Source organism: Levilactobacillus angrenensis (genome assembly GCF_003946085.1).
GTDB lineage: Bacteria > Bacillota > Bacilli > Lactobacillales > Lactobacillaceae > Levilactobacillus > Levilactobacillus angrenensis.
Map to the genome: position 1 here is coordinate 22,670 of NZ_RHOB01000024.1, position 11,393 is coordinate 34,062.

Sequence of the window (11,393 nt, forward strand, 5' to 3'; positions counted from 1 at the left end):
AAATTTTCTAGTTGGGCGGTGCCGATCTTTCTTGACCGGCCTCGCTTTGTCACTATTTTACACAAAAGTCGTGCGTTGTGTGTAAAATAGCGACAACATTTATTTGTAGGCTAAACCTTTTCCTACTGATTCCCCACTACTCCGCGCTGACCGTCACATCCCCGTCCGTCGACGTCAAACGGTACTGTGCAGCGGCCTTGGGATGGCGCTGGTAACCGCTGTTGTGGACCTTGCCGAAGACCTTGATGTCGCCCATATCGGAATCCTTGACCATGGTCTTGACCCCGGCCGATTTGGCAATGTGGGCGGTGATGTCGCCATCAGCCGTCTTGGCCGTCAACACGCGGTCTAAGCGGTTATTCAACAGGTGGATATCCCCATTATCCGTCTGGAGTCGGCCGCCACCCAGGGTGTTCTTGGTTACCCGCAGGTCGCCGTTGGCTGCATTCACCTGGTTGTGTCGACTGGTCAAACGACTATTGTTCATGCCCACGTCGCCGTTTTCGGCCTGAAGTTTCAGCTGCCGGGCCCGCAGATTGTTGACCCATACATCCCCGTTGCTGGACTGCACGTTCACGTTGCGGTCCACCGTGACATCGTAGAGGCTCAGGTCATCGCTAATATGGGCGTCGAGTTGCTTGGTCCGCAACGATTGCAGCAACACGGACCAACCGCGTTTTAACGTAACGGCCGCTAGCTGTTGGTCACGCGGCACGGTGATGTGCACCCCCTGCCGATAATCATCGTCGCTAAAGCCAAAGATGGTGTTGCTGAGGTGTTCGGTCGCGTTACTGCCACTGATGGTCAACGTGCCGTGGTCCACCTTTGCTCGGAGTTGCCCTTGGGCATCGCCAACGTGGCTGATGCGCACGCGACTAGTCTCCCCTGATTCAATGGTCACTGGGGCGTGGGCGTCAATCACAATTTTATCGTAAGCCGCTGGCTGATAAGTCGTCGTGCTGTGGTGAATCACCTCAAAGCGCCGCGCCTGACTGGACCACACGACGCCCTTGTTGCCGTGATTGAGCCAGCCGATGCCCGTTAAAATGGTCCCCAGGACCACCAGGACTATCGCAATTTTCGTTGTTCGTTTCATAACTTACGCCCCCGTTCTGCCCGACTCCGTGGAATGAAGCGGTTGTAGATTTTCTTAGCCGCCCAAGTTAAGGCCCAAGCGACCTTGCTGCCTAACCATTTCAGAATCAACCAGCCCAGCCAGCTGATACCCAACGCGGCTAACCCCACACCCAGGTAAAATACCCCGGTCCACGGCGCCTGCCAAATGGTGGCGAGTCCGACGACTATCCCCATAGCGCCGACCAAAATAATACTCAAGAAGACGGCTAGTGCCGCCACGAAAAGACTGAATACGACCGCCACAAAGGCCACCAGTAGCGCCACAATCACGATCATGATGGGAATCGTCACTGGCGTCGACAGTAAGGCCAGAATAATCAGCCAGACGGTCTTCACGTTGGCCTTGGTCGCCTGGACGGACGACCGCGATTGGGTGGTGTCATCGCCGTCTTGTTCGGTGAGCTTGATGGAATAATCCGCCAAGACCTTACGCGCCAAGGACCGTGGCGTACCCAACTCGTCGACGGCCTGTTGGTAGGTCGTGATGCCCGCGTCCAATAAGTATTCCCGATAGTATTCGACGACTTCTTGTTGCTCCGCCGTCGTGAGCTGGCCGAGTAAACGCTGCACGGCCTGAATGTAATCATTCATCTTGGTTGCCCCCTAATAACTTGGTGATGGCCTGATTAAAGTCCTGCCACTCTGCTTGAATCTCAGTGAGCCGCTCGCGACCACTAGCGGTCAGCCGATAGTAGCGGCGGTTGCGGCCTTGAAAGGGCTCGTCGTAAGTCTCTAACCAGCCATTCTTCTTCAGCCGCCGCAAGACCGGATACAGGGTCGATTCGGAAATGGGAATCAACGCCCGCACCTCTTGGGTCAGCGTGTACCCGTAATGGTCCTCGCGCGTCAGTAAGCCCAGCACACTGCCGTCTAACAACTCCGTTGGCACTTGAATGGCCATGTGACTGCCTCCTTTTCCAATGCTATATCACGTATAATATCAATTCACTTACAATATACGATAGTGGGTAGTGGTTGTCAAGCTGGAAATGGGATTTTGGGACAGGAAAAGCGCCTCACAGGTTGGTGTGAGGCGCTTGCTGGTTAAATGCTATTCTATTGTAGACTATGAATGTATTCTTCCGCTTTTTGCTCGGCGGATAACTTATTTAGCCAAACACAGTCCATAATCATTCTGAACATTGAAAGCCGTATTGATCGTCCACGGGTAGCCGCTCTTAGCCGCACTGACGCCGGTATTGTCATTCATGTAAATGCCCAGTTTATAGCCTTGGTTGATCAAGCTTGCAATTTTCTTTTGCGTATAACCATTCTTGACTAAGATTTTATTGACTTGCTTAGCCTTTTTCGCGTTGCTGGTCAGCACAGGATCCATCAGTGCATCCTGGACATACGTATCAGTGATCGTCCGCGACGTTGTCACTTTAAAGTGTAACTTGGTTAAATCAATCACGTGCTGGTAGTCTTTCAACGTCATGGGCTGGTATCCTTTCAACGGCATGGCCTGATTGTTAACGTATTGACCCGCAGCGTGTCTGGTTAAATCCAGGTCAACCGTCGCGTTCGGAAAGTACTTTAAGAGTGCTCGCGATAGCTTCTGCGACGGATTCGTCTTTAAGTATTTGACATATGCTTTATTCGAGGTGAAAGATGGCAAATCCTTTGAAATTGCTGGCGTTAAGTAACCATGCCAAACGTATCCAGATACCTTGCCGCCGTAAACCTTGTAGTAGACTTTGCCGTTGCGTTTGAAGGATTTCTGGACGTACCAAGTGTGATAAGGAAAGTTCTTAAGGTTGTGCGTTTTCTTGGTGAATTTTTTATTCCAGATGTACGCGGATTTCTTAGTCTTCTTGACCTTTGTATAATAGATTGGTGCAGCATCTTTGGGTTGTGTCCAGGAATAATTTTTCTTCAGCCCGTACTTCCATGGATATGACGCAGTTACTTTGGCGCTTGCTTGGGTCCCCGATTGAAGTAGACCAATCCCCACGGCTACACTCAACAACATCAGCCAAATGGCCCCTCTTCTGTTGATTCTAAACAATCCAATTACCCCCTAATATATTTCCTACCTAACAATTGTAACTCAAGTTGAAACGTTTTAAAATCCACCCCGTGAATTGGCGGTATGGTTCATTGTCGTTTACTCAAACTGGTACCGACACTGGCTTCACAATGACAAGTGTATTCGTCAGTCCTCAGTGGATTACTACGATATTTTCAACCGGGGCGGCTTTTCTTACATCTGTCGCTGTTCGGCAGCCATGCAATTAAAAACGTGTCGAACAGCAACAGTTGCGGGGCATCATCCCTTCACAAACAACTAATATCACTATTCTGATAAACCTGCTACAGCTTGGCCATCTTTACTATTTCGTTTCTACCTCACCCGTCAGCCCCACACCTCAGTTTGTTTTATAAAAAAATCGAATAACGTAATCCGTTGACTTCCCCACCCTGCTTCGGCATACTAGTGAAAACGACTGAAAACGGGGGAATTTTCATGACAAATCAAGCATTGTTGATCATCGACTACACCAATGATTTTGTGGCGGACCAGGGGAGTTTAACGTGCGGACAACCGGGCCAGGACTTGGCACCTAAGATTGTGCAACTAGCTGAGGAGACCCACGAAAAGGGTGGCTGGGTCCTGTTGCCGACCGACGTGCACACGCCTAACGATCCCTACCATCCCGAGACCAAGCTCTTTCCGCAACACAATGTTCGCGGGAGCTGGGGACGGGAGCTATTTGGTCCGCTCAAAGACTGGTACGACGCCAACCAGTCTGCTGATGACGTCTGGCAATTTGACAAGACCCGCTACAGTTCCTTCGCTGGCACCGATTTGGACCTACGCTTACGTGAACGCCACGTGGACACCCTGATTCTTACCGGTGTCTGCACGGACATCTGCGTCCTGCACACGGCTGTGGACGCCTACAACCTGGGCTATCACCTCATCATCCCCCAAGACGCCGTCGCCAGCTTCGACCCTGCCGGCCACGCCTGGGCGCTGAACCACTTTAAGACTTGTTTGGGCGCAGACCTGATTTAAACCCAATCTAAAAAGAACGGCCACACCAGTAATTTTGGCGTGACCGTTTTGCTTACTGTAATTTAGCTGAGATATGTCATCATTCAAGCTCGTGTTTTGGCGGTAAATATGGTATCTCCATCAAATAGTGATTGTTGAATTCACAATGTTGTGGTTATAATGGTATCGGTTCCATCTTTAAAGTAAGTACTTTTAAGATGGTTTGGTTAATACTTTTTTATTGGAGGGTTATATGATGCATTTTAGTTCATATCGTCATAAGCCTGTGACTGTGGTGGTCACGGCTATGGCTCTTTTAGTAACGCTAGCCGGGTGTGGATCCAAGTCTTCTTCTGCTTCACCGCAGAAACTGGTTCGGACGACCAACATCTCTGCCAACTTTGTCATCTCAACGTTGGACATCTCTAAGTCCCGCGGATTCGACCAAGCCGGCAATATGTTTGATAGCTTATTTTACTTGAATAAGCAGCATAAAATTGCACCGGCTTTAGCAACCAAATCGACTGTCTCTAAAGACGGGAAGACGTATACGTTTAATATCCGCCGGGGCGCGACCTTTAGCAATGGCGACCCCATCACGGCACAAAGCTTTGTCTATTCTTGGCAACGTTCGTTGAAACCTAGTACTAAGTCCTTACACCCCTATCTCTTTAAGGGAATCAAGAACGCCATGGCGATTAACGCCGGGAAGCTTCCCGTCAGTAAGCTAGGTGCCAAGGCCACCGATGATCATACTTTGGTGGTTACCTTGGATCACCCAATTGCCTATTTCAACAAGCTGATGACCTACCAGGCTTTTTCACCTCAAGATAAAAAAATCGTGGATAAGTATGGTAAGGACTATGGGACAACACCGGAAAAGGTCGTCTTCTCTGGTCCCTACAACATGACAAAGTGGAAACCACAAGGAACTACCTGGTCATTTGTAAAGAACAATAAATACTGGGACAAGGATCAAGTCAAAATGCACCGCATCAACATGTTCTTTGAAGCGGACGCCCAAACTAGCTTGAATCTCTATCAAGCCAAAAAACTTGATTTCACCATTTTGACCAGTGATCAGTACCAAAACTTTAAGAATAGCAAACAACTTTACGCTGGTCCTTACTCTTACATGAATTATTTAATCTACAATCAAGCCGCTACGGATACACAGTTGAAGAAAGCCTTCAACAACGTCAATATCCGCAAAGCAATTTCGCTAACCATCAATCGCAAACAAATCGTGACTGACCTATTACACGGTTCCGGACTCGAGCCTACTGGCGCGGTAACTCGCTATTTAGGCTATAACGCTAAAAATCAAGACTTTGCGAAGCTTCAAGATGGTGGCCAAAGCGTTAAGTACGATACGAAATTGGCGAAAACCTACTGGAAAAAAGGTCTCGCACAACTCCATCGCAATTCACTGAAGTTTACGTTGATGACCTCAACCGGTGATACGTCTAGTAAACTGGCTGAACTCATTAAAGCCAATGCGGAAAAACACCTTGCCGGTTTAACCATCAAATTACAAAATGTTCCTGATCAGATTGCTTACCAGCGGGCTACTGAAGGCCAGTTTGACGCGTATCTAGGTGGCCGTGGCGCCGACATTGCCGATCCTATCGAATTTCTACAACCTGTACTCAGCAATAATCCTCAGAACTATGGTCGCTGGAAGAATAAGACCTACGATAAGCTGATTGATGACTCTACAACAGACAATCTCAGTGCAAATGGTCGTTGGCAAAAGCTACTCCAAGCTGAAAAACTCTTATCCGATCAACAAGCACTAACACCGTTATACCAGAACTACAATTACTACCTGAAACGCTCCACCCTACATGGCATCACGCACAATACGACTGGTGCTCAGTGGAACTACAAGTACATGTACGTGACTAAGTAGGAGGTTGTTTCAATTATGAAAATTACGAGTGTTGATATTTTTCAAGTTAAGTGGAACCAGCAGTACGGCGCTTGGCACCCCATTGTCATTCGAGTGAACACCGATGATGGTATCAGTGGCTTTGGTGAATCAGGTATCTTCTACGGCGATGGTGAATACGGCGCCTTGGGTAGTCTCAAAGACCTCTCTCGTCTCATCATTGGCCAGGATCCGCAGAACATTGAGAAGATTTGGCAACAATTCTATCAGCGAACCTTTTGGGGTAAAGGTAGTGGGACAACCTTCTACGCAGCCGTCAGTGCTATTGACACGGCATTATGGGATATCAAGGGCAAGTCGTTAGGCGTCCCGGTCTATCAGCTATTAGGTGGTCAAACCCGAGAAAAAATTCCTGCGTATGCTAGTCAACTACAATTCGGCTGGCACCTAGAGACAAAATATTTGTCACAACCTGATGAATACGCCAAGGTCGCCCAAAAAGCCGTTGATGAAGGGTACCAAACACTTAAGATTGATCCCTTTATGCTCAATGAACAGGGTCATTTTGGTCAGAAATTGATTGGTTTACAGGACTACGCTGAACTTGCACTCCCTGTTGCTCGGTTAAAGGCCATTCGTGAAGCTGTAGGGCCTAAGATCAATTTGATTGTCGAGTGTCACGCTGGCCTTGATGTAAACTCAGCTAAACAGTTTCTACCATTGATTGAACCACTGAATATCTTCTATCTTGAGGAACCCTGCTCGCCCCTCAGTCCGAAGCTCACCAAACAATTGAAGGCAGTCACCTCGATGCCCCTTGCCAGTGGCGAACGGATTACCACCAGATATGGCTTTCAACCTTTCATTACCAACCGTCTTCTGGACGTTATTCAGCCAGACGTAGCTATCTGTGGCGGCATCAGTGAAGCCAAGAAAATTTGCGACATGGCTTCAGCATTTGATATTGGCGTACAGCTACACACCTGTGGCACGCCAATTGCCACAGCCATGGCATTGCAGGTTGAAGCAACTGTTCCCAATTGTTTTATTCATGAGCAACACGAGATTGCGTTGAAGCCAGATAATCAATGGATTGGTAAATATTCAGAGCAACCTGATCATGGGAAATTCACATTTTCAAAACGACCAGGTATTGGCCAAGAACTCAGTGACGAAGCTATTCAGGCTTCCCACTGCGAGACAATTCAATAGTAATTCGACAACAGGCTTGCGAAGTGATTTCGTGAGCTTGTTTTTTTCGGACTGATTCTGAGTTTAACTAGCGCGTTCTTCGGTATTCCTAAGAAGCTAAACTGATTTAAAAAGCGGGCCCCATCAGCCCAAAATCCGCTGATGAAGCCCGCTACCTATTCATTTTTCCAATTAATCTTTCAAATCAAACAGTTTCGTCTCGTAAGTCACATCTTTCTGATGGGCAATGTTGCTAATCTTAATCGTGTAGGTATGGTTCCGCTTAATTTTAACAAACGACGGTTCATAGTAAATCATGGTACCATACCGGCCATAATTTTTATCGGTGGTCCCCACTTCAGAAACATGAATATTCTTATGGACGGTATTATCTGTGACCTTAATTTTGGGCTTCGTAGCGGACCCTAGGCGGTGATCAAAGGAAACGGACCAAAGGGTTCCCTCCACTGCGCTCTTCGGAAAGACACCGGCCTTCGGAAAGGCCATGGCCGACGGAACCTGACTACTCTCGCCATCTCCAAAGACTTTCAGATCATTGTAGTCACCTACCTGGCCAACGCCGACTTTGTTAATTCCACCCAAGATCCATTCACGATGCCCGGGAATCAGGTCTGAGCTGTCACCGTCATTCACGTATCCCAAGATATTATCATATGGTTTAGTGACTCCGCCACTCAAATTACTCGAATTCGTCGCATCGACACCGCGTTGCCAGTCAGCCTTTGACACGAAACTGGGTCTGTTGAGGCCGACCAACCCGTGAGACAGGCCCTTCCCTGCCGCAGCCAACGTCGCTGCACCGTACTGCGCCTCAGTGTTCCAGGCGGCATCGGCCTTCACGGGTGATAAACCGTACATATTGCGGTAAAAGTTAATCGAATCGACCGTCGCGTTCACGTATTTGGCACTCAACTTACCTGGGGCAAAGTGGCCCTTTACGGCTGGCTTCTGCACATACATCCCCTTGGTGGTATTGGCGATCTGTTTAAATTGCTGACGGTACGTCGCAATCTGTTTTCGTTCACTGGTGGTAAAGGCCTTCTTTTCGGCCGCTTTGGCCTTCTTTGCCTTCGCCTTGGCTTTTTTCACCTTCGCCTGATAAGCCGCCGACCGGTGATCGCTATCCTTTAAAGTTTTGACATGCTTTTTGGCAACGTAACCGACTAGATGACCGTTCTTGTTAGCCAGCTGACGATAGCTAACGCGTTTACCGTTGGTCAATTTTAAGGCATACATGGTGTCAGACCAAAATATTTTTTGTTTGGTCTTGGATTTCTTCTTCAAATTTAACGATTTATAAATCGGGCCCTTCGTCACGACATATTGCTTCGCCCACAGCGTCGAATGCCAGCCCCAGTCACTAATTTTTGCCTGCTTTTTCGCCTGAGCCGGCGTTGCGCCACCGACACTCCCGACTACCAGGATGACCAAGCCAGCTGTGATAGTTCGTATGTACCACTTCACATTAATCCCTCCAAATTTCTATGTATTGATTATTTTAACAATGCCCTTAATCATACGAGTCTTGCTGCCGAAAAACTATTGTGCCTTGCAAGCGACACCACACTGAATTCCACCCGATAGCTATCACGACAAATGCCGATACGACAAAGTTTTCTCTGGTAGGCCCTATTGTTTTTCCACCTTATCAGCGGTAGAATTAACCCTGTCAAAACCATTATTCCGGCGGATTAGCTACTGGTAAATGGCATACAAGGATGGGTGTTCGCATTGTTTTTCGGCTGCATAAGCAGTAAAATAATACCTGTATAAGTTTCCATCCAGGCGTATTATACCTCATCACTACATACAAAGGTGGACAATTATATGAAAAAGTTAATCGGGAGCCTGGCTGCCCTCAGCCTAGGACTCTTGCTGGGCACTGCCCCCAGTGGTTTGGCGTACGCGAAAACCGCGTCGTCTAGCGCTGCGACCACGACCAGTCAAACGACGACTGATGAAAGCGTGACCAACCAAGACGCCGCTTCTTCGGAATCCTCGTCTGAATCTGAATCTAGCGTCTCGTCCTCATCTTCATCGACGACTAAACCAAAGCCAAAACCGAAGCCAAAACCAAAGCCAACTTACCGCAAAGTTTTGAGCAAACGGGTCGTCAACTACTATACCAAGATTGGCGCCAACAAGAAGCATAATTACAAGGTCTACAAGTCTGGCGGTGCCAAGTCCTCCGCTAAGAACATGAAGGCCATTTCGACCGGCAGAAATTTTGCCAAGCGCAAGGTCCACATCACCCGGGAGGAAACCATGGCCAACGGCACGTGGTTGAAATTTACTTACAAGCACACCCAGACCGGCTGGATTCATCGCAACGGGACGGTCAAGTCCTATCGCTGGTTGAACATCCCACTGATTGCCCAACGGCCGGAATTGCCGACCGGGTGTGAGATTACGGCCACGACCATGATGCTGCAATACGCCGGCGCCAAGGTCACCAAGATGTCATTGGCCAAGGAAATGCCACGTAGTTCGAACCCCAACAAAGGTTTTGTGGGCAGTCCCTACTCGCGTTCCGGCTGGTGGATCTATCCCAAGGGCCTCATGTCGACCGTGAAAGCTCATCTAGGTTCGGCCAAGAACATGACTGGCGCCTCATTTAAAAAGATGAAGGGCCAAATCAATCAAGGCCGTCCCGTAGTCATCTGGGTCGCGGGCGTCGACGGCTTCGTCAACCACGCCATCACGTTGTCTGGCTACAGCAGTAAGCGGGCCTACTACAATGACCCATGGACCAAGAAAAAGACCAGCATGACGTTGGCCAATTTACACAATCATCGCAAGCATGATGCTTATCGCGCATTGAGCTATTAAATTTAAGGAAGCGAAAATCATGAAGAAAACATGGCTATCCACATTACTTGTCATCGCCGGTTTAGCTAGCGTTGGGGTCACGACCTCCGCACAAGCCAAGACCAATTACTACACCAAGAACCCCGGCATCATCCGGGTCAAGAAGACCGTTGCCTACTACAAGGACGCGGCTAAGAAGCATCATTTGGCCACGATTCACAAGGGCCACTACGCTAAGATTTCTAAGGTTGTTACGGTCAAGGGTCACGCGCCTGTTTTGAAGACCAACACCGGTAAGTACGTCACGGCCAACAAGGCGTTTGTCGCCAAAACCAAGGGCTACCAAAATCCCAAGAAGTATTACCAGGTCAACTACAAGCAGATCAAGCCTTACGGTAAGGTCGGCTATACCGTTAAACGCGGCTACGAAGGCATCAAGACCTGGAAGATCATGCGGCGGCTCGGCACGGCCAACGGTTATAACAAATATAATGCCGCCACGGTCTATGCCGTTAAGAATTTCCAACGCAAACACCATTTGAAAGTCACCGGGACCGTCAACAAAAAGACCTGGGTCAAGTTGGGCTTCTCCAAGTCTAGCTGGACCAGCATCGATTCCTACGTGGCCCCACTGGGTGCACATGCCTGGAACGGTCGCAAGGAACACGTCGAGGCTATGATCAAGCAAGCCTACAAGTATAAGGGTAACCCATACTTGGTCGGCTCTTCTTCAAAGCCAATCTACGGGACGGACTGTTCCGGACTGGTCATGCAAGCCTTGTATGCCGGCGGGATCAACCCTAAGCCGGTCAGCGCTATTCACCATGCCTTTCCTGGCAACGAATGGAACTCCCGCAACCTTTGGGCTAGCAAGAAGTTCCAGCACGTGGCCTACAGTCACAAACGCCGTGGCGACCTGGTCTTCTACTATCAACCAGGGACCCACACTATCTGGCACGTGGCACTTTACTTAGGTAAGGGCAAGGTCATCGAAAGCTGGCCACCACGCATCATGGTGCAACCTATCAAGAACGGTCAACGTTCTTACGTCGCGGGTATTGCCCGGGTATTCCATTAACACTTAATGATTTAGCGGTCATTCCAATGATGGGGTGGCCGCTTTTGTTTTGGCATTTAATACTAAAAGTTGAAAGTAGCATTAACGCAATAGTCCCTGAAACGACGGTCTTCTATCCGCTAAAATTAGTGAAACCAGGAGCCTGCGTCAGCCAGAGATTCCGCCTGCTATGGGGGACACCTCCAGCCAAAGAGCGGGCTTCCAGTTCGCTTTGAAGCCTGGCAAACCCCGCCAGTCTCCCAAGTCGCCCCACGCTGTAGGCTGAGAAA

General features: G+C 48.9%; 10 protein-coding genes. 5 read left to right on the forward strand and 5 right to left on the reverse strand.

The features are described from left to right. Window positions 1-136 precede the first annotated feature (136 nt). The 4 genes from EKM83_RS11460 to EKM83_RS11475 all read right to left on the reverse strand — a co-directional run bounded on the left by EKM83_RS11460 (window position 137) and on the right by EKM83_RS11475 (window position 3,145). Window positions 137-1,096: a DUF4097 family beta strand repeat-containing protein gene (locus EKM83_RS11460; RefSeq protein WP_125577565.1), complete on the reverse strand. Its 960-nt coding sequence runs from the start codon at window positions 1,094-1,096 to the stop codon at window positions 137-139. Then, complete coding sequence (locus EKM83_RS11465; protein ID WP_125577567.1) at window positions 1,093-1,728, reverse strand: DUF1700 domain-containing protein; 636 nt, start codon at window positions 1,726-1,728, stop codon at window positions 1,093-1,095. The genes EKM83_RS11460 and EKM83_RS11465 overlap by 4 nt, the downstream gene beginning before the upstream one ends. Further along, window positions 1,721-2,038 (reverse strand): PadR family transcriptional regulator, encoded by a 318-nt coding sequence (locus tag EKM83_RS11470; RefSeq protein WP_125577569.1) that lies wholly within the window; start codon window positions 2,036-2,038, stop codon window positions 1,721-1,723. Before EKM83_RS11470 ends, EKM83_RS11465 begins: the two co-directional genes overlap by 8 nt. 204 nt (window positions 2,039-2,242) lie before the next feature. Further along, a complete protein-coding gene (locus tag EKM83_RS11475; RefSeq protein WP_225418671.1) occupies window positions 2,243-3,145 on the reverse strand; it encodes a D-alanyl-D-alanine carboxypeptidase in 903 nt (300 codons plus the stop codon). Between the two features lie 459 nt (window positions 3,146-3,604). On the opposite strand from EKM83_RS11475, the gene EKM83_RS11480 reads away from it, so the two are divergent. The 3 genes from EKM83_RS11480 (at window position 3,605) to EKM83_RS11490 (ending at window position 7,238) form a co-directional block, all read left to right on the forward strand. Beyond that, a complete protein-coding gene (locus tag EKM83_RS11480; protein ID WP_125577573.1) occupies window positions 3,605-4,156 on the forward strand; it encodes a cysteine hydrolase family protein in 552 nt (183 codons plus the stop codon). A 286-nt stretch (window positions 4,157-4,442) separates the two neighbouring features. Then, on the forward strand, window positions 4,443-6,047 hold the full coding sequence (locus tag EKM83_RS11485; RefSeq protein ID WP_125577575.1) for a peptide ABC transporter substrate-binding protein: 1,605 nt from the start codon (window positions 4,443-4,445) through the stop codon (window positions 6,045-6,047). A 15-nt stretch (window positions 6,048-6,062) separates the two neighbouring features. Beyond that, window positions 6,063-7,238: a mandelate racemase/muconate lactonizing enzyme family protein gene (locus tag EKM83_RS11490; RefSeq protein WP_125577577.1), complete on the forward strand. Its 1,176-nt coding sequence runs from the start codon at window positions 6,063-6,065 to the stop codon at window positions 7,236-7,238. A gap of 171 nt (window positions 7,239-7,409) precedes the next feature. Here the strand turns inward: EKM83_RS11490 and EKM83_RS11495 are convergent, their stop codons facing one another. After that, the gene (locus tag EKM83_RS11495; protein ID WP_125577579.1) at window positions 7,410-8,702 is read right to left on the reverse strand and encodes a CAP domain-containing protein; all 1,293 of its coding nucleotides are present in this window, start codon (window positions 8,700-8,702) and stop codon (window positions 7,410-7,412) included. Window positions 8,703-9,065: 363 nt separating this feature from the next. Here EKM83_RS11495 and EKM83_RS11500 point away from each other — a divergent pair, with 363 nt between their 5' ends. Together EKM83_RS11500 and EKM83_RS11505 are read left to right on the forward strand one after the other, a co-directional pair. After that, window positions 9,066-10,067 (forward strand): C39 family peptidase, encoded by a 1,002-nt coding sequence (locus tag EKM83_RS11500; protein ID WP_125577581.1) that lies wholly within the window; start codon window positions 9,066-9,068, stop codon window positions 10,065-10,067. A gap of 19 nt (window positions 10,068-10,086) precedes the next feature. Then, a complete protein-coding gene (locus tag EKM83_RS11505; RefSeq protein ID WP_125577583.1) occupies window positions 10,087-11,124 on the forward strand; it encodes a DUF5776 domain-containing protein in 1,038 nt (345 codons plus the stop codon). The last annotated feature ends 269 nt before the right edge of the window (window positions 11,125-11,393 follow it).

Excerpts from the sequence above, each read along its gene's own strand:
- EKM83_RS11480 (WP_125577573.1), top strand. The coding sequence starts at position 3,605 with ATGACAAATCAAGCATTGTTGATCATCGACTACACCAATGATTTTGTG.
- EKM83_RS11465 (WP_125577567.1), bottom strand. The coding sequence starts at position 1,728 with ATGAATGATTACATTCAGGCCGTGCAGCGTTTACTCGGCCAGCTCACG.
- EKM83_RS11490 (WP_125577577.1), top strand. The coding sequence starts at position 6,063 with ATGAAAATTACGAGTGTTGATATTTTTCAAGTTAAGTGGAACCAGCAG.
- EKM83_RS11470 (WP_125577569.1), bottom strand. The coding sequence starts at position 2,038 with ATGGCCATTCAAGTGCCAACGGAGTTGTTAGACGGCAGTGTGCTGGGC.
- EKM83_RS11460 (WP_125577565.1), bottom strand. The coding sequence starts at position 1,096 with ATGAAACGAACAACGAAAATTGCGATAGTCCTGGTGGTCCTGGGGACC.
- EKM83_RS11485 (WP_125577575.1), top strand. The coding sequence starts at position 4,443 with ATGGCTCTTTTAGTAACGCTAGCCGGGTGTGGATCCAAGTCTTCTTCT.
- EKM83_RS11505 (WP_125577583.1), top strand. The coding sequence starts at position 10,087 with ATGAAGAAAACATGGCTATCCACATTACTTGTCATCGCCGGTTTAGCT.
- EKM83_RS11500 (WP_125577581.1), top strand. The coding sequence starts at position 9,066 with ATGAAAAAGTTAATCGGGAGCCTGGCTGCCCTCAGCCTAGGACTCTTG.